Below are 18,146 nucleotides of genomic sequence, written 5' to 3'. Positions count from 1 at the left end.
TAAATTAACTGCGAGCGCAGTTGACTAGGTGTTAGTAGGAGATGCTGCATGCCAGAATCAAAGAAAAAAGCGCTAGGCATCCTAGCCATTGCAGGGGTTGAGCCATATAAAGAGAAAGCAGGTGAAGAATACATGTCACCTGAGCAAATGGCTCATTTTACAAAAATTTTATCAGCTTGGCGCAACCAGCTCATGGAAGAAGTTGATCGCACTGTACACCACATGCAGGACGAAGCAGCGAACTTTCCTGATCCCGTTGACAGAGCTTCTCAAGAAGAAGAGTTTAGCTTAGAGCTACGTAACCGCGACCGCGAACGTCGTCTAATCAAGAAGATTGAAAAGACACTAACTAAAATCGAAGAAGACGATTTTGGTTTCTGTGAGTCTTGTGGCATCGAGATCGGTATCCGCCGTCTAGAAGCTCGTCCAACTGCAGACCTTTGTATTGACTGTAAAACACTTGCAGAGATCAAAGAGAAGCAGATGCAAGGCTAAATTAGCTTTGTCTGACTATTGAAGGGAGCTTTGGCTCCCTTTTTGGTTTTATTAAAACAGTACCCATCTATGAGTTATATTGGCCGTTTCGCCCCCTCTCCTTCTGGTCCTTTACATTTTGGTTCTCTGATTGCTGCACTTGGTAGCTACTTCCAAGCTAAGTCACAGCAAGGGCAATGGTTGGTTCGAATTGAGGACCTTGACCCACCTAGGGAAATGCTAGGAGCAAGCGAGCTAATTCTAGAAACTTTAGAAGCGTATAAACTGCATTGGGATGGTGAAGTTGTTTACCAAAGTCAGCGCCACGATTTGTATCAATCTCAAATCGAACAATGGTTAAGTTCAGGCCAAGCTTATTACTGCCAATGCACACGGAAGCAAATTAAAGCATTAGGCGGATTTTATACCGGAACCTGTCGCGACCTAGCTTTACAAAGCCACGAACAGTGCGCGATTCGTCTCCGTATGACCCATCCAGTCTACCAGTTTGCAGATCAACGCCACGGCACACTAACTATCCCGATTGGGCTAGCAGATGAAGATTTTATTATAAAACGTCGAGATGGCTTATTTGCTTACAACCTTGCCGTAGTATTAGATGATATCGAGCAAGGGATTACTGAAGTAGTTCGTGGAGCTGACCTTATCGAGCCGACCGGACGTCAGGTTAGCCTGTATCAAATGCTAGGTGCTAAGCCTGTCAGCTACTTGCACCTTCCACTAGCACTGGACGATAATGGACACAAATTGTCCAAACAGAATCACGCCAAAGCGATTGATAATAGCAATCCTAAGCCGGCCTTATTAGATGCAATGGCATTCTTAGGTTTTGATATTGATAAAGAAATTCAACAAGCTAGCGTAGAAGAAATCATTGAGTGGGGGGTTAAAAATTGGCGAGTGTCACAACTTCCCCAAACGACTGAGATCACACCAAGATTCTCAAACCGCTCGGTGTAAGCTATTATTAGCCGCAAATTCGCCCCTGATGGGCCTAAATATTAAACTCAAGCAAGGTTGGCTTGACCAATTATTGCCAGATGCACATGAACAAAAACGACAATACACCAAGCGAAACAGAAACATTCTCTGAGCTCGCTTTAAATATTATTACTCGCCAAGAACATAACATCTCGCGCAAACAGATCAGTGATAATGCATTGAAGGTGTTATACCGCCTTAATGGTGCAGGCTTTGATGCGTACCTAGTCGGTGGTGGCGTCCGCGATTTATTACTGGGGCAGCAGCCTAAAGATTTTGATATTGCTACTAACGCAACGCCAGAGCAGATCCGCCAGTTGTTTAAAAACTGTCGTCTAATTGGCCGTCGCTTCCGCCTAGCGCACATCATGTTTGGCCGTGACATCATTGAAGTTGCTACGTTCCGAGGTCATCACCAGGAACCAAGTAAGAACGTTTCACAGCAGTCAAAAGAAGGCATGCTTCTCCGTGATAACGTCTACGGCACAATTGATGAAGATGCTGAACGTCGTGATTTCACTGTTAATGCGATGTACTACAACATCGGTGATTATTCTATTCACGACTATGCTGGTGGTAATGAAGACTTAGAAGATAAGCTGATCCGTTTACTCGGCGATCCAGAAACACGCTATCGCGAAGATCCGGTTCGTATGCTGCGTGCAATCCGTTTTGCCGTGAAGCTCGATTTTGATATCGAAGAAGACACTGCCGCACCGATCGAAGACATGGCAACTCTACTGCAAGATATTCCAGCAGCGCGTCTTTACGAAGAGTCGCTAAAAATGCTTCAGTCTGGGCATGGTTTAGAGACCTATCACCTAATGCGTGAATACAACCTGTTCCAGCAACTATTCCCAACGATTGCAGAATTCTTTACGGAAGAGTACGACTCACCGACAGAGCAGATGTTAGATCTCGTTCTCGACTCCACTGATCAACGCATTGAAGAAGGCAAGCGTATTAACCCAGCCTTCATGTTTGCAGCTATGTTGTGGTACCCACTACAAGAAAAAGCGAAACAGTTGATGGAGACTCGCAAGCTCGCTTATTACGATGCAATCATGGAAGCAAGCAACTACGTTCTTGATGATCAAGTACGCACCATTGCTATTCCTCGTCGCCATACCGCAACTATTCGCGAGATTTGGCAACTACAGCTACGTATGCCTCGCCGTAACGGCAAGCGCGCATTCCGCCTAATGGAGTTAAACAAATTCCGTGCGGGCTTCGATTTCTTAGAAATGCGTGGTGAAATCGAACAAGGCGAAGTACAAGAACTGGCTAAATGGTGGGAAACCTTCCAAAACGCTGGCCGCAATATGCGTCAAGCCATGGTCGCTGATTTAGATTCAAGCGGTGAAGGTCAACCAAAACAACGTCGCCGTAAGAACTACCGTAAGAAAAAGCCAAAGGCATCATCATGATCACAGTATTTATCGCCGTAGGCAGTAACCTTGGCGATCCTGTTTCTCAAGCCAATGTCGCTATCGATGCCTTAAAGCAGCTACCGAAGTCACAGTTTGTTAGTACTTCATCACTGTACAGCAGCACTCCAATGGGGCCGCAAGATCAGCCTGATTACATCAATGCTGTTGTTGAGCTGAAAACAGAATTAACGCCGATTGAACTACTTAATTGCACACAAACAATTGAGTTAGAACAAGGGCGTGTCCGTAAAGAAGAACGCTGGGGCCCAAGAACCTTAGATCTCGATATTCTTCTTTATGGCAATGAGGTGATGGATTCCGAGCGTTTGACTGTTCCTCATTACGGAATGAAAGAGCGTGAATTTGTGCTCTACCCGCTCGCAGAAATCGCACCAAATTTAACCCTCCCATGTGGGACTAGACTGGACGATTTACTCAAAGTCGTTGATCAAAACGGTCTGCGTATTTGGCAATCATAGCCAAATTCTGTAAGGAAAAATCATGAAAAAAATTTCCATCAATGATCTGATGAAGTGGAAACAAGAAGGCCGTAAGTTTGCGACTTCTACCGCTTACGATGCAAGCTTTGCCCAGCTATTTGAAAGCCAAGAGATGCCTGTACTACTTGTCGGCGACTCTTTAGGCATGGTGCTTCAAGGTGAGTCTTCTACTTTACCTGTCACTGTAGAAGATATTGCTTACCACACGCGCTGTGTACGCGCTGGTAGCCCAAATTGCCTACTAATGGCTGATATGCCATTTATGAGCTACCCAACGCCTGAGCAAGCGTGTGAGAGCGCTGCTACGCTAATGCGTGCTGGAGCAAACATGGTCAAGATTGAAGGCGGTGACTGGTTAGTTGACACCGTTAAGACTCTTACAGAACGTGCAGTACCGGTTTGTGCGCACCTAGGTTTAACGCCACAGTCAGTTAATATTTTCGGTGGGTTTAAAGTTCAAGGCCGTGAGCAAGATAAAGCAGACCGCATGGTACGTGATGCTCTAGCGCTTCAAGAAGCGGGTGCTCAAATTATCCTACTTGAGTGTGTACCAAAAGAGTTGGCAGCGCGTATTACCGAAGTGTGTGACGTACCTGTCATTGGTATCGGTGCAGGTAACGTAACTGATGGTCAGATCTTAGTTATGCACGATATGTTTGGAATTGCAGCGAACTACATGCCAAAATTCTCGAAAAACTTCCTTGCTGAAACCGGTGACATGCGTAAAGCTGTGGCCAAATACAAGGAAGATGTAGAAAGTGGTGCCTTCCCTAGCGAAGCACACACCATCGCGTAAGGATTGAGTCATGCAAACTTTTGCTGAAATTGTCGCTCTTAGAGAGCAAATCAAACAGTACAAGCGTGATGGCCGAAAAGTCGCATTTGTTCCAACTATGGGCAACTTGCACGAAGGTCACCTAACGCTCGTACGTAAAGCGCGTGAGCACGCTGATATTGTTGTGGTAAGCATCTTTGTTAACCCAATGCAGTTTGATCGTGCGGACGATTTGAATAATTACCCTCGCACATTAGAAGACGACCTAAGTAAATTAACTACTGAAGGGGTTGAGTTAGTTTTCACTCCTACACCAGAAATCATCTACCCACACGGCGTTGAAGTACAAAGCTCTGTTGAAGTTCCTGGGCTTTCTAACATCCTAGAAGGTGCTTCTCGCCCTGGTCACTTCCGCGGCGTAGCAACGGTCGTGACAAAGCTATTCAACATCGTCCAACCAGACGTTGCTTGTTTTGGTGAAAAAGATTACCAGCAGCTTGCCGTTATTCGCAAGATGACTGAAGACTTAGCAATGGACATCGAAATCGTAGGCGTACCAACCGTGCGTGAGATGGATGGCCTAGCAATGAGCTCTCGCAATGGGCTGCTGACGATTGATGAACGCCAACGCGCACCTGTGCTTGCTCGTACTATGCGTTGGATCAGTAGTGCAATGCGTGGTGGTCGTGATGATTATGCTTCTGTTATCGAAGATGCTAGTGACCAACTGCGTGCCGCTGGTCTCCAACCTGATGAAATTTTCATTCGTGATGCACGTACACTTCAAGCTGTCACTGAAGAAACAACTCAAGCAGTGATTCTAATGTCAGCATTCCTTGGCAAAGCTCGCCTAATCGACAACCAAGTGGTTGAGATGGTTGTAGAAGCGAAGGAAGAAGAGAATACAGAAACGTCATCTGAAAGCGCTGAATAGAGCTTAGTGAAAAGCTAAAAAGGGTTGATGCGCAAGTATCAACCCTTTTTTATTACTGTCACCAACGAATGAGTTAGAGAACTCTTCTAACAAATCGAAAACGTAAAGAGATTCCCTACTCTCTCCTCCGTCGCTCTATGGAATGACTCGCTCTGTGCTAGCTTCTTTCCACACAACATTTTCCCTAACTGTCATCCTCAAGAGCGAGGTACGAGAGAATTGGGGATCTCTGTTAGCAAGTCATAGAGATTCCCTACTCCTTCCTTCGTCAGTCTAGGGAATGACGATTAACCCCGTAGGACGAAGTCCGTTCCCAATCAACTGCTAGCTACGCAACCCAATGCCTCGAGTCACTAGGTAATGCGCAACGGCGTAAAGAACAACGACAAAAATACTTAGCACACTAAACGATGTCACAATGCCGACATCCGACACACCTAAAAAGCCATAGCGGAAAGCGTTAACCATATAAACGATCGGGTTGATCTTAGAAACACCTTGCCAAAATTCAGGCAATAGACTGATTGAGTAGAACACGCCGCCAAGGTAAGTCAGAGGTGTTAAAACAAAAGTAGGAATGATCGAGATATCATCAAATGTTTTGGCATAGACTGCATTGATCAAACCACCGAGTGAAAACACTACTGAGGTCATAAATACTGTTGCGATAATAATGCCCCAATGATCGACCTGTAGATCAACAAAGAATAGCGACACAAACGTTACGATCGTTCCGACCAATAAACCGCGCACAACGCCACCCATAACAAAACCTAAAATGATCACGTAGTTTGGTACCGGCGCTACGAGCAATTCTTCAATATTTTTCTGAAACTTAGCGCTAAAGAAAGACGATGCAACATTCGAATACGAGTTGGTAATTACCGACATCATGATTAAGCCTGGAACGATATATTCCATGTAGCTAAATCCGTTCATCTCACCAATTCGTGAGCCAATTAAACTACCAAAGATGATGAAGTAAAGTGTCATCGTAATCGCTGGTGGCACTAGGGTTTGTACCCAGATACGAGTAAAGCGATTCACTTCTTTGGTCAGTAGGCTACAAAATGCAGTCCAATATAAACGATACATACTATTGGCTCCCTTCACGTACGATACTGACAAATAGCTCTTCAAGGCGATTGGCTTTATTACGCATAGACAACACTTTTACACTCTGCTCTGTTAGTTGGGTAAAAATCCCGTTCAGCCCTTGGCTCTTTTCTATCTCAATCTCAAGTGAGCCATTGCTGAAAGTCTGGCTATTCACACCAGTAAGTGTTGGTTCATCGCTGCCTTCTTCCAAATCTAAGATGAAAGTCTCTACATGCAACTTGCCCAACAACTCTTTCATCGTGGTATTTTCTATCAGCTCACCTTTGTTGATGATGCCGATATTGCGACATAGCATTTCTGCTTCTTCGAGATAATGCGTAGTCAGAATGATCGTAATGCCTTGCTCTGAATTGATCTCTTTTAAGAATTCCCACATCGAACGACGCAGCTCAATATCAACTCCTGCCGTTGGTTCATCTAGAATCAATAGCTGAGGCTCATGCATTAAAGCACGGGCGATCATCAAACGGCGCTTCATACCACCAGATAGGTTTCGTGCACGTTCGCTACGCTTTTCCCAAAGATCGAGTTTAGTTAGGTATTTTTGTGCTCTCTCTTTAGCAAGTGCTTTAGACACACCATAATAACCAGCTTGCTGTAGTACGATCTGCTCCACCGTCTCAAATTGGTTAAAGTTGAATTCTTGTGGAACCAAACCAAGATTCTGCTTTGCCAGTTCAAGGTCTTTATCAATATCAAAACCAAAGACTTTCACTTTGCCTGAAGTTTTATTAACCAGTGACGAAATCACACCGATTGTCGTCGATTTTCCTGCTCCATTAGGGCCTAGCAAGGCATAGAAGTCGCCTTTCTTAACATTTAGGCTAATGCCCTTTAGTGCTTCGAATCCACCTGCGTAAGTCTTTCGAAGCTGCTCAATTTCGAGTGCATACATAGAATAATTTTGCCATTGCTTGTCCAGTCGTAAATAAGTTTATCGTTGAATAACGATGATTACAATTAGACCTTTCGAATAATTTGGAAATGTTATGGATAAAGAACGTCAGAAATAAAAACGCCGCAGACTTTTTCTGCGGCGTTTATTTTTAATAACAGTGATTTAGTTAGCTAAACAGAGGCGGTCTGATGTTCGTCCGTCTCAACATGTTTGATCGCTGCTTTAAGCGCTTCATAACGGAACTTAAATGTATTTTCGTCTGGTACTAAGTCGATAACATGAAACTTCTCAAGTTGCTGGCGAGTCTTGTCATTTGGACAAAGCAAATAAACCTGACAATTAGTATCTAGTGCATCTTTAATTGCATTCTCTAGCGCAAGACCAACGGTCACATCAATCATAGGAACGTCAGTCAAATCGAGGATCATCACTTCATAATCAGAAATACTAGTATGTTGACGAGATATCGCCTTCGATACGCTGAAGATCATTGGCCCTGAAAGATAGAAAAACAGTACCTTACCATTAGCCATATCGAGTAAACCACGCTCACTGTCACTCAATGGCACATCATCTTCATCCGCATCACTAATCGCTTTAACCTGACGAGCCTGTTCACGGCTCAAACGCTCAATGATAATGATGTTAGAGATAAAGACCCCAAGCCCCACCGCCACGATCAAATCGACAAACACAGTAAGAAGCATCACGCCGTACATGATCGCCATACCCGCAAAGCTCACTTTATGCGCGCGCTGAATAAAACTCCAATCGAGGATGTTAAAACCAACATACACTGCAATACCTGCCAATACAGCCATCGGAATCGGTTCGGTCAGCCCACCAGCGACCAATACGACTAACGCAAGCATTAGCGCACGAATCACACCCGATAACGGAGAACGAGCACCGACTTGAATGTTGGTCACTGTGCCCATGGTTGCACCAGCACCAGGCAATGCGCCAAACAAGCCTGAGATCATGTTTGCTAGACCTTGGCCCCGTAACTCTTTGTCTGAGTCGTGCTCTTTACGTGTCAGTGAGTCTCCAATAACGGCAGTTAGCAGCGTATCAATACAACCAAGGGTACCTAGTACCAAAGCATCTATGACCATTTCAGTAAACATAGACGCATCAATGTGTGGAATAACCAAAGAAGGTAAACCTGCAGGTATCTCACCGATGCGGCGAATCGAGTCCGTATCAAAGAAGATGACCGAGAGAAGAGTAACCGCAACTAAGGCAACTAACTGAGCCGGCACATACTTGCGATAGCGTCTAGGAAAGAAAAACAAAATCCCTAGTGTCAGTAAACCTAAAAATAGCTCACTAAACTTCATATTAGCGATGGTATCAGGAAGTGCCGATAACGTGCCCATTACCCCACCCGATGGGGCTGCATGACCGAGTAGTGGGGATAACTGAAGAATAATAAGAATCACGCCAATCCCCGACATAAAACCAGAGATCACGCTATATGGCATCAAAGTTACGTATTTTCCTAACTTCAATGTACCAAGAAGGATCTGAAACGCACCTGCCATCATGACCACAGTAAAGGTCATTGCCATGCCGGTTTCAGGGTATTTGGCCATCATGCTGGTAAGTACAGCCGTCATGATAACGGTCATTGGGCCGGTCGGCTCAGAGATTAACGTGTTAGAGCCACCAAACAGTGAGGCAAATAGGCCCACCATGATTGCACCCCATAGGCCAGCTTCTGCACCTGCTCCTGATGCAACACCAAATGCGAGCGCCAAGGGTAAAGAGATAATAGCGGTAGTCACACCACCAAATACATCTCCTTTGAGATTCATATCTTCAAAACGACTAGCAAACACTGCTTTGCTCCCTGCTAAATATAAAGCACCTTTAAACACCAAATTAGTGTTAAATCATCAAACTGTTAACGTTGATAAAGTGCAATAACGACATCTTATTTTTAGGCTTAGTTGAGATACACTAGATACCTACAAAATAACCCTAAGTTTTGTAGCTAAATCTCACACAAAATGTAAGCGATTTGCTGCGAAATGTGGCTAATTTCATCATACTAACAAATGTTATCAGAGAGAGATAAGTGTTAATCACATCTCATAACTCATACGTTATAACCGTTAGTTAGGATGAGTGCTAAGTTTATGATTTTTGGCGCTCAAACACGTCAGATGAGTGCTGTTTAGAGCAATATTAGCGGGAAGGAAATTGTAACATTGTGTATAGTGATGCAAGTATTTATTAAGGATTGCAAACGAGATGCCGGAAATTAAACAGCTATTTGAAAACAACTCAAAATGGTCTGAGTCGATCAAAGCTGAGCGCCCAGAGTACTTTGCCAAACTCGAAGAGGGCCAAAGCCCTGGTTTTCTTTGGATTGGCTGTTCAGACAGCCGAGTACCTGCAGAACGCTTAACTGGACTCTACTCTGGTGAACTGTTTGTACACCGTAATGTAGCTAACCAAGTCATCCATACCGATTTAAACTGCTTATCTGTAGTGCAATACGCGGTAGATGTATTAAAGGTTAAACACGTTATCGTATGTGGTCACTACGGCTGTGGTGGCGTAAAAGCAGCAATTGATAACCCTCAACTAGGTCTAATCAACAACTGGCTGCTACATATCCGCGATCTCTATTTCAAACACCGTAATTACTTGGAAGCGATGCCAGAAGACGATCGAGCTGACAAGCTAGGTGAAATTAACGTTGCCGAGCAAGTCTATAACCTCGCTAATTCCACCATAATGCAAAACGCATGGGAACGTGGCCAAGACGTTGAGATCCACGGGGTGGTCTATGGTATCGGTGATGGCAAACTAGAATACTTAGGCGGTCGATCTAACTCTAGAGATAGCGTCGAAAAATCCTACCAAGCGGCGATGGAATCCATTCTCAACCCCGAGCATAAGCTTCTTTGTCGCTAATTTCGCATCGTTAAAACTAGCCAAACAAAAACGCCCGCTAAAATTAGCGGGCGTTTGTTTATTCTTCAACCAGAGTAGGATTACTCTTGAGGTACAACCTTACCGATAAATGGTAGGTGACGGTATTTCTGAGCGTAGTCGATACCAACACCAACAACGAACTCGTCCGGAATTTCGAAACCAATCCACTTAACATCAACATCAACTTCACGACGAGAAGGCTTATCAAGTAGCGTACAGATCTCAATAGACTTAGGTTCACGTAGCGACAGAATCTCTTTTACTTTGCTTAGCGTGTTACCTGTATCGATAATGTCTTCAACAAGTAAAACATCTTTACCTTTAATGTCATCATCAAGATCTTTTAGGATACGAACATCACGTGAGCTTTCCATTGTGTTGCCGTAGCTTGATGCAGTCATGAAGTCCACTTGGTGAGTAATATCAATCACACGCGCCAAATCAGCCATAAATACAAATGATCCACGTAGCAAGCCAACCATGACTAGATCTTCGCTGCCTTTGTAGTGCTCAGTAATTTGTTTACCTAGCTCTTGTACTCGCTTGCTGACTTCTTGCTCAGAAATCATTACTTCTACTGTATGCTTCATACCAATCTCGTTTTTTGCGTTAGTCGTATTGAGCGTAATTATAGTCGCTCAAATACAGTCTGATTTTGCAGGCGGGTAGTTTAACACCAGCTCGCCAAGAGGAAAAACGTTTGCCTCAAAATAACCAAATTGTTTGTGGAATAGCATGTTGATCGTTAGCACGGTATTAACAAAGATGCCTATAAAATAGCCTGAAGTCGTTGACCTTGCTCATATGCACCATTACACTCATAAAGCGTCATAGCAAAACTAATAAAATACTAAATAGGGCAAAAAGCCCAATAAATACAATCAACTCTTTTGGCAAGGAAATAACTATGGACTCTATAGAGAAACGACCGCGCACGCGTCTATCTCCTCAAAAACGAAAACAGCAACTGATGGAAATCTCGCTTGAAGTGTTTGCTCGTCGCGGTATTGGCCGTGGTGGTCACGCTGATATCGCAGAGATCGCTCAGGTATCTGTTGCAACGGTATTTAACTACTTCCCTACTCGTGAGGATCTTGTCGATGACGTACTCAACTACGTCGTACGCCAATTTTCGAACTTCCTTTCGGACAACATCGATCTTGATCTTCACGCAAAAGAAAACCTAACGAACATCACAACTGCTATGGTTGAGCTAGTTGTTGAAGACTGCCACTGGCTTAAAGTGTGGTTTGAATGGAGTGCATCAACACGTGATGAAGTTTGGCCGCTATTCGTAACGACCAATCGCACCAATCAACTGTTAGTACAAAACATGTTTATCAAAGCAATCGAGCGCGGTGAAGTGTGTGATAGCCATGATCCTTCGGATCTAGCAACGCTGTTCCACGGTATTTGTTACTCGCTATTCGTACAAGCAAACCGTGTAAGAGATGAGCAAGCCGTAACTCGCTTGACACAAAGCTACCTAGATATGCTTTGCATCTACAAGAATGCTGAATAATACAGACATCTGAGACTTAAAAGCCGGCGTAAATCACGTCGGCTTTTTTAGTTTAAGTACAAATACACACCCTTTGGTAGAAACAAAAAAAGCCGCTGATTACTCAGCGGCTTTTAGCATCTATATACTCAAAATAATTGGAGTTGCAGCTAGGCAACAAGTAAGTTCAGCCCTATGAGCATAGGTTTTCTATGTGATTAGGGCGGCCGGCGACCCGGTGAACTTACACAGTTAACGACTCTGCAGCTTCAAGTATGAAGAGTATTTACTTCTTCTTTTTAACTGCTTTCTTATTTGGAAGGTCAGTAATTGAACCTTCGAATACTTCCGCCGCTAGACCAACAGACTCGTGTAGAGTTGGGTGAGCGTGGATAGTTAGAGCGATATCTTCTGCGTCACAACCCATTTCGATTGCTAGACCGATTTCACCAAGAAGCTCACCACCGTTAGTACCTACGATAGCACCACCGATTACACGGTGCGTGTCTTTGTCGAAGATCATCTTCGTCATACCGTCTGCACAGTCAGATGCGATTGCACGACCAGAAGCAGCCCAAGGGAAAGTAGCAACTTCGTAGTTGATGCCTTCAGCTTTCGCTTCTTTCTCAGTCTTACCAACCCATGCTACTTCTGGCTCAGTGTACGCAATTGATGGAATTACTTTAGGGTCGAAGTAGTGCTTCTTACCAGAGATAACTTCAGCAGCTACGTGACCTTCATGCACACCTTTGTGAGCAAGCATTGGTTGACCAACAACGTCACCGATCGCGTGAATGTGAGGAACGTTAGTACGCATTTGCTTATCAACGTTGATAAAGCCACGCTCGTCCACTTCGATACCCGCTTTTTCAGCGTCGATAAGTGCACCATTTGGAACACGACCGATAGCGACAAGAACTGCATCGTAGCGCTCAGCTTCAGCTGGTGCTTTTTTGCCTTCCATTGAAACGTAGATACCGTCTTCTTTCGCTTCAACTGCAGTAACTTTAGTTTCAAGCATTAGCTTGAACTTGTTCTTAATACGCTTAGTGAAGACTTTAACAATGTCTTTATCCGCTGCAGGGATAACTTGGTCAAACATCTCAACTACGTCTACTTTAGAGCCTAGAGAGTGGTAAACCGTACCCATTTCTAGACCGATGATACCACCACCCATGATAAGCAGTTTTTCTGGTACTTCTTTCAGCTCTAGCGCGTCAGTTGAATCCCAAATACGTGGGTCTTCATGCGGGATGAATGGTAGTTTGATTGGGCGAGAACCCGCAGCAATGATAGCGTTGTCAAAGTTAACTGTTGTTGACTCGCCTTCGCCTTCTACAAGGATAGAGTTAGGGCCAGTGAACTTACCGTAGCCGTTAACTACAGTCACGTTACGCATCTTAGCCATACCACCAAGACCGCCAGTCAGTTGGTTTACAACTTTCTCTTTCCAGATACGGATCTTGCTGATGTCAGTTTGTGGCTCACCGAATACAACGCCGTGCTCAGCCATCGCTTTAGCTTCTTCAATTACTTTTGAAACGTGAAGAAGTGCTTTTGACGGAATACAACCAACGTTTAGACATACACCACCAAGAGTGCTGTAACGTTCAACTAGTACTGTTTCTAGACCTAAGTCTGCACAACGGAATGCTGCTGAGTAACCAGCAGGACCTGAACCAAGTACAACAACTTGGGCTTTAATTTCTTTGCTCATTGTGACCTCTTGTAGTCATTATCCCTAACAGGCTGAGAAGATGTTCTTAAATTATTGGGCTTTCAAACAGCCAACATTTTACAGAGATGTTAACAGTGTGAAAGTAGCTTTAAGTTAGCCTGTGAGCTAGACAACAATTCACCTTTCAGTTTCTGAAAGAGTATTGAAAATGCTGTCTAAAATTATTCTTTGTATAAAGAATTAAGGTGACTCGAAAGCCACCTTAATTTCTACTTTCTCTATTACAGTACTAGACGACGAATGTCTGATAGTGCACCGTTTAGGAAAGTAATGAAGCGTGCACCTTCAGCACCATCGATCACACGGTGGTCGTATGATAGAGACAGTGGAAGTTGTAGGCGTGGTTCGAACTCTTTACCGTTCCACACTGGCTTCATTTCAGACTTAGATACACCTAGGATACCTACTTCTGGAGCGTTTACGATTGGCGTAAATGCAGTACCGCCGATGCCACCAAGGCTAGAGATTGTGAAACAACCGCCTTGCATGTCAGCTGCAGTTAGCTTACCAGCACGTGCTTTCTTAGACACAGCCATTAGCTCTTCAGATAGCTCGTAGATGCCTTTTTTGTTCACGTCTTTGAATACAGGAACAACTAGACCGTTTGGCGTATCTACTGCGATACCTACGTTTACGTACTTCTTAAGAATGATGCTTTCGCCATCTTCAGAAAGTGAAGAGTTAAACGCTGGGAACGCTTCTAGAGCTTTCGCTACCGCTTTCATGATGAACACAAGTGGAGTGATCTTCATGCCAGTGTCTTTCTTCGCTTCGATTGCGTTCTGCTCTTTACGGAACGCTTCAAGCTCAGTGATGTCTGCGTTATCCCACTGTGTAACGTGCGGGATCATTACCCAGTTACGGTGTAGGTTAGCACCAGAGATCTTCTTGATCTTAGAAAGCTTTTGAACTTCAGTTTCGCCGAACTTGCTGAAGTCAACTTTTGGCCAAGGTAGAAGACCAAGAGCAGCACCATCGCCTTTGCCAGATGCTGCAGCACCTGCGCCAGACTCAAGACGCTTAAGCGCATCTTTAACGTAAGACTGAACGTCTTCTTTAAGGATACGGCTCTTACGACCAGTACCTTTAACCTTAGCTAGGTTAACGCCGAATTCACGAGCAAGACGACGAACAACTGGAGACGCGTGAGCGTAATCGTTGTTCTCTTGGAAATCACCAGTCGTTGCTGGAGCTGCCGCCGCTGGAGCTTCAGCTTTAGGAGCTGGTGCTGCTGCAGGAGCCGCGGCTTGAGCAGGAGCTGCAACAGGTGCTGGAGCCGCGCCTTCAACAACGAAAGTCATGATTAGAGAGCCAGTCGTTACTTTATCGCCAGCTGCAATCTTGATTTCTTTTACTGTACCAGCAAATGGTGCAGGAACTTCCATTGAAGCTTTGTCGCCTTCAACAGTAATTAGAGATTGCTCTTCTTCTACTGTGTCGCCAACCGCTACCATTACTTCAGTAACTTCAACTTCGTCACCGCCGATATCTGGAACGTTTACTTCTTTTTCTGCTGATGCCGCAGGAGCTGCTGCTGGAGCCGCTTCAACTGCAGGAGCCGCAGCTACTGGAGCGCCAGAGCCTGCTACTTCGAATACCATCACTAGAGAACCAGTTGATACTGAGTCACCAGAAGCGATCTTGATCTCTTTAACAGTACCAGCGAATGGTGCAGGTACTTCCATAGAAGCTTTGTCGCCTTCAACAGTTAGAAGAGATTGCTCTTCTTCTACTGTATCGCCAACTGCAACCATGATTTCAGTAACTTCTACTTCGTCGCCACCGATATCTGGAACGTGAACTTCTTTAAGTTCTGCCGCTGCTGCTGGAGCTGGAGCTGCTGCTGGAGCCGCTTCTGCTGCAGGAGCAGGTGCAGCAGCTGCTGCACCCTCGGCTTCGAAAATCATGATAAGAGAACCAGTAGTAACAGAATCACCTTCTGATACTTTGATTTCTTTAACGATACCTGCTTGAGACGCTGGAACTTCCATAGAAGCTTTGTCGCCTTCAACAGTGATCAGAGACTGTTCTTCTTCAACCTTGTCGCCAACGCTTACAAGAATCTCAGTAACTTCAACCTCATCCGCACCGATGTCAGGTACATTAATTTCGATTGCCATTGCTTATTTACCTTCTAGTTAAGCGCTGTATTAAGCGTATTGTGGGTTAGTTTTTTCAGTGTCGATGTTGAACTTAGCAATCGCTTCAACGACTACTGACTTCTCAACATCACCACGTTTCGCTAGCTCAGTAAGAGCTGCAACTACTACGTAGCCTGCGTTAACTTCGAAGTGACGACGTAGGTTCTCACGGCTGTCAGAACGGCCGTAACCATCAGTACCAAGTACTTTGTAAGACTCAGAAGGCATGAATGCGCGAACTTGCTCAGAGTAGTTCTTCATGTAGTCAGTCGCTGCGATTGCTGGCTCAGTACCCATTACTTGTGCAATGTAAGGTACTTTAGCTTCTGCTTCTGGGTGAAGCATGTTGTAACGCTCTGCGTCTTGACCGTCACGAGTTAGCTCGTTGAACGATGTTACAGAGAATACATCAGATGCGATGCCGTACTCTTCGCTTAGGATAGTCGCTGCTTTACGTACTTCGTTCATGATAGTACCAGAGCCCATTAGCTGAACTTTAGACTTGTCACCTGCGTAAGACTCAAGCTTGTAGATACCCTTACGGATGCCTTCTTCAGCGCCTTCTGGCATTGCTGGCATTGCGTAGTTTTCGTTCATCACAGTTAGGTAGTAGAACACGTTCTCTTGGTTCTCACCATACATGCGACGAATACCATCTTGCATGATTACTGCAACTTCGTAAGCGAATGTTGGGTCGTAAGAAATACAGTTAGGAACCGTGTTCGCCATGATGTGCGAGTGACCATCTTCGTGCTGTAGACCTTCACCGTTTAGCGTTGTACGACCTGCAGTAGCACCTAGTAGGAAACCACGAGCTTGTTGGTCACCAGCCATCCATGCCATGTCGCCAACACGTTGGAAACCGAACATAGAGTAGTAGATGTAGAACGGGATCATTGGCAGATCGTTTGTGCTGTAAGAAGTCGCAGCAGCAACCCAAGATGCCATTGAACCTAGTTCGTTGATACCTTCTTGTAGAACCTGACCTGATGTTGCTTCTTTGTAGTAAGAAACGATGTCGCGATCCTGAGGAGTGTAGTTCTGACCGTGCGGGTTGTAGATACCGATCTGACGGAATAGACCTTCCATACCAAACGTACGAGCTTCGTCACAGATGATAGGAACGATGTTCTTACCAATGTTCTTGTTCTTAAGCAGGATGTTAAGAGTACGAACGTAAGCCATTGTTGTAGAGATATCACGCTTCTGCTCACTTAGTAGCGGAGCGAACTCTTCTAGCTCAGGTGTTTTAAATTCTTGAGTGAACTTAGGTAGACGCTGTGGCGTGTAACCTTTTAGTTCTTTACGACGAGCGTGTAGGTATTCGTACTCCGCTGTACCTTCTTCAAGTTTCAGGTATGGAAGTTCTTTCACTGCTTCGTCAGTTAGGATGTCTTGAAGACCTAGACGATCACGTAGGTGTAGAACGTGAGTCATGTCCATCTTCTTAACTTGGTGCGCGATGTTCTTACCTTCAGCCGCTTCACCCATGCCGTAACCTTTAACAGTCTTAGCTAGGATTACTGTAGGACGACCTTTAGTTTCCGCCGCGTTTTTGTATGCTGCGTAAAGCTTAGAAGACTCATGACCACCACGCTTAAGTGCGAAGATTTCATCATCAGTCATGTCTGCAACTAGTGCAGCTGTCTCTGGGTACTTACCAAAGAAGTGTTCACGAACGTAAGCACCGTCTTTAGATTTAAATGTTTGGTAGTCACCATCTACAGTTTCGTTCATTAGCTGTAGTAGTTTACCAGTCGTGTCTTTAGCAAGTAGTGAATCCCAGTTGCTACCCCAGATAACTTTAACAACGTTCCAACCAGCACCTTTGAATAGGCCTTCTAGTTCTTGGATGATGCTACCGTTACCCATTACAGGGCCATCTAGACGCTGCAGGTTACAGTTGATTAGGAATGTTAGGTTGTCTAGCTTCTCACGCGCAGCGAAAGATAGAGAACCACGTGATTCTGGCTCATCCATCTCACCGTCACCTAGGAACGCGTATACACGCTGTGCAGACGTGTCTTTTAGACCACGACCGTCTAGGTACTTAAGGAAACGCGCTTGGTAGATAGCAGAGATTGGACCAAGACCCATAGATACTGTTGGGAACTGCCAGAACTCAGGCATAAGTTTAGGGTGCGGGTATGATGGGATACCTTTACCGTCTACTTCTTGACGGAAGTTATCTAGCTGTTCTTCAGTTAGACGACCTTCAACGAATGCACGAGAGTAGATACCTGGTGAGATGTGACCTTGGTAGTATACTAGATCGCCACCGTCCGTCTCGTTTGGAGCACGGAAGAAGTGGTTGAAACATACTTCGTAGAATGCAGCCGCTGACTGGTAAGAAGCCATGTGACCACCTAGGTCTAGGTCTTTCTTAGACGCGCGCAATACGATCATGATTGCGTTCCAGCGAATGATTGAGCGAATACGACGTTCAAGAGTTACATCACCTGGGTATGCTGGCTCTTGTGCTGCCGGAATCGTGTTGATGTAGTTAGTGTTGATACCAGTTGGCATATCAACGCCGTCTAGACGTGCTTTCTCTAGAACGGTTTCTAGTAGAAACTGTGCACGTTCTACACCTTCTTCACGTACTACTGACTCTAGGGCTTGTAGCCAATCTTGAGTTTCCAGTGCGTCTACGTCATGCTTCATGTCAGACATGGCGATCTATCCTTC

General features: G+C 44.8%; 15 protein-coding genes. 8 read left to right on the top strand and 7 right to left on the bottom strand.

Features of this window, described 5'->3' with window-relative positions; all coding sequences use genetic code 11:
• Window positions 1-48 precede the first annotated feature (48 nt).
• The 6 genes from dksA to panC all read left to right on the top strand — a co-directional run bounded on the left by dksA (window position 49) and on the right by panC (window position 5,115).
• Window positions 49-495, top strand: a complete 447-nt coding sequence (gene dksA / locus AAFX28_RS11105) for an RNA polymerase-binding protein DksA (protein WP_408687668.1) — start codon at window positions 49-51, stop codon at window positions 493-495.
• Window positions 496-564: 69 nt separating this feature from the next.
• Entirely contained in the window at window positions 565-1,455 is an 891-nt protein-coding gene (gene gluQRS / locus AAFX28_RS11100) for a tRNA glutamyl-Q(34) synthetase GluQRS (RefSeq protein WP_408687666.1), read from the top strand.
• Between the two features lie 80 nt (window positions 1,456-1,535).
• Window positions 1,536-2,903, top strand: coding sequence for a polynucleotide adenylyltransferase PcnB (gene pcnB, locus AAFX28_RS11095; protein ID WP_408687664.1), 1,368 nt, complete (start codon window positions 1,536-1,538; stop codon window positions 2,901-2,903).
• Window positions 2,900-3,385 carry a 2-amino-4-hydroxy-6-hydroxymethyldihydropteridine diphosphokinase gene (gene folK, locus AAFX28_RS11090; protein ID WP_408687662.1) on the top strand — a complete coding sequence of 162 codons (486 nt, stop codon included), beginning with the start codon at window positions 2,900-2,902 and terminating at the stop codon, window positions 3,383-3,385. The genes pcnB and folK overlap by 4 nt, the downstream gene beginning before the upstream one ends.
• 22 nt (window positions 3,386-3,407) lie before the next feature.
• The gene (gene panB, locus AAFX28_RS11085) at window positions 3,408-4,202 is read left to right on the top strand and encodes a 3-methyl-2-oxobutanoate hydroxymethyltransferase (RefSeq protein ID WP_408687660.1); all 795 of its coding nucleotides are present in this window, start codon (window positions 3,408-3,410) and stop codon (window positions 4,200-4,202) included.
• Between the two features lie 10 nt (window positions 4,203-4,212).
• Entirely contained in the window at window positions 4,213-5,115 is a 903-nt protein-coding gene (gene panC, locus AAFX28_RS11080) for a pantoate--beta-alanine ligase (protein WP_408687658.1), read from the top strand.
• Between the two features lie 324 nt (window positions 5,116-5,439).
• On the opposite strand, the gene AAFX28_RS11075 is transcribed toward panC, so the two are convergent.
• The 3 genes from AAFX28_RS11075 to AAFX28_RS11065 all read right to left on the bottom strand — a co-directional run bounded on the left by AAFX28_RS11075 (window position 5,440) and on the right by AAFX28_RS11065 (window position 8,973).
• Entirely contained in the window at window positions 5,440-6,210 is a 771-nt protein-coding gene (locus AAFX28_RS11075; RefSeq protein WP_408687657.1) for an ABC transporter permease, read from the bottom strand.
• A 1-nt stretch (window position 6,211) separates the two neighbouring features.
• Complete coding sequence (locus tag AAFX28_RS11070; RefSeq protein ID WP_408687656.1) at window positions 6,212-7,129, bottom strand: ABC transporter ATP-binding protein; 918 nt, start codon at window positions 7,127-7,129, stop codon at window positions 6,212-6,214.
• 173 nt (window positions 7,130-7,302) lie between these two features.
• Window positions 7,303-8,973, bottom strand: a complete 1,671-nt coding sequence (locus AAFX28_RS11065; RefSeq protein ID WP_408687654.1) for a SulP family inorganic anion transporter — start codon at window positions 8,971-8,973, stop codon at window positions 7,303-7,305.
• A 415-nt stretch (window positions 8,974-9,388) separates the two neighbouring features.
• Here AAFX28_RS11065 and can point away from each other — a divergent pair, with 415 nt between their 5' ends.
• Entirely contained in the window at window positions 9,389-10,057 is a 669-nt protein-coding gene (gene can / locus AAFX28_RS11060; protein ID WP_408687653.1) for a carbonate dehydratase, read from the top strand.
• Between the two features lie 80 nt (window positions 10,058-10,137).
• On the opposite strand, the gene hpt is transcribed toward can, so the two are convergent.
• Complete coding sequence (hpt, locus tag AAFX28_RS11055; RefSeq protein WP_408687652.1) at window positions 10,138-10,668, bottom strand: hypoxanthine phosphoribosyltransferase; 531 nt, start codon at window positions 10,666-10,668, stop codon at window positions 10,138-10,140.
• Between the two features lie 317 nt (window positions 10,669-10,985).
• Between hpt and AAFX28_RS11050 the strand changes: the two genes are divergently transcribed.
• Window positions 10,986-11,600 carry a LuxR/HapR/OpaR family quorum-sensing transcriptional regulator gene (locus AAFX28_RS11050; RefSeq protein ID WP_408687650.1) on the top strand — a complete coding sequence of 205 codons (615 nt, stop codon included), beginning with the start codon at window positions 10,986-10,988 and terminating at the stop codon, window positions 11,598-11,600.
• 265 nt (window positions 11,601-11,865) lie between these two features.
• Here the strand turns inward: AAFX28_RS11050 and lpdA are convergent, their stop codons facing one another.
• From lpdA to aceE, 3 genes are all read right to left on the bottom strand, one after another.
• Window positions 11,866-13,296, bottom strand: a complete 1,431-nt coding sequence (gene lpdA / locus AAFX28_RS11045; protein WP_032550144.1) for a dihydrolipoyl dehydrogenase — start codon at window positions 13,294-13,296, stop codon at window positions 11,866-11,868.
• Between the two features lie 242 nt (window positions 13,297-13,538).
• Window positions 13,539-15,437: a pyruvate dehydrogenase complex dihydrolipoyllysine-residue acetyltransferase gene (gene aceF, locus AAFX28_RS11040; protein WP_408687648.1), complete on the bottom strand. Its 1,899-nt coding sequence runs from the start codon at window positions 15,435-15,437 to the stop codon at window positions 13,539-13,541.
• Window positions 15,438-15,467: 30 nt separating this feature from the next.
• Entirely contained in the window at window positions 15,468-18,131 is a 2,664-nt protein-coding gene (aceE, locus tag AAFX28_RS11035; RefSeq protein ID WP_408687646.1) for a pyruvate dehydrogenase (acetyl-transferring), homodimeric type, read from the bottom strand.
• Window positions 18,132-18,146 lie beyond the last annotated feature (15 nt).

It is taken from the genome of Vibrio sp. TBV020, from assembly GCF_046056895.1.
Taxonomy (GTDB): domain Bacteria; phylum Pseudomonadota; class Gammaproteobacteria; order Enterobacterales; family Vibrionaceae; genus Vibrio.
Note: the sequence above shows the minus strand (reverse complement) of the source record. Positions and strands in the feature narration are given on the sequence as shown.

Coding starts and splice junctions, on each gene's coding strand:
- aceF (WP_408687648.1), bottom strand. CDS start 15,437: ATGGCAATCGAAATTAATGTACCTGACATCGGTGCGGATGAGGTTGAA.
- AAFX28_RS11075 (WP_408687657.1), bottom strand. CDS start 6,210: ATGTATCGTTTATATTGGACTGCATTTTGTAGCCTACTGACCAAAGAA.
- dksA (WP_408687668.1), top strand. CDS start 49: ATGCCAGAATCAAAGAAAAAAGCGCTAGGCATCCTAGCCATTGCAGGG.
- panC (WP_408687658.1), top strand. CDS start 4,213: ATGCAAACTTTTGCTGAAATTGTCGCTCTTAGAGAGCAAATCAAACAG.
- AAFX28_RS11070 (WP_408687656.1), bottom strand. CDS start 7,129: ATGTATGCACTCGAAATTGAGCAGCTTCGAAAGACTTACGCAGGTGGA.
- hpt (WP_408687652.1), bottom strand. CDS start 10,668: ATGAAGCATACAGTAGAAGTAATGATTTCTGAGCAAGAAGTCAGCAAG.
- aceE (WP_408687646.1), bottom strand. CDS start 18,131: ATGTCTGACATGAAGCATGACGTAGACGCACTGGAAACTCAAGATTGG.
- folK (WP_408687662.1), top strand. CDS start 2,900: ATGATCACAGTATTTATCGCCGTAGGCAGTAACCTTGGCGATCCTGTT.
- panB (WP_408687660.1), top strand. CDS start 3,408: ATGAAAAAAATTTCCATCAATGATCTGATGAAGTGGAAACAAGAAGGC.
- AAFX28_RS11050 (WP_408687650.1), top strand. CDS start 10,986: ATGGACTCTATAGAGAAACGACCGCGCACGCGTCTATCTCCTCAAAAA.
- lpdA (WP_032550144.1), bottom strand. CDS start 13,296: ATGAGCAAAGAAATTAAAGCCCAAGTTGTTGTACTTGGTTCAGGTCCT.
- pcnB (WP_408687664.1), top strand. CDS start 1,536: ATGCACATGAACAAAAACGACAATACACCAAGCGAAACAGAAACATTC.
- gluQRS (WP_408687666.1), top strand. CDS start 565: ATGAGTTATATTGGCCGTTTCGCCCCCTCTCCTTCTGGTCCTTTACAT.
- can (WP_408687653.1), top strand. CDS start 9,389: ATGCCGGAAATTAAACAGCTATTTGAAAACAACTCAAAATGGTCTGAG.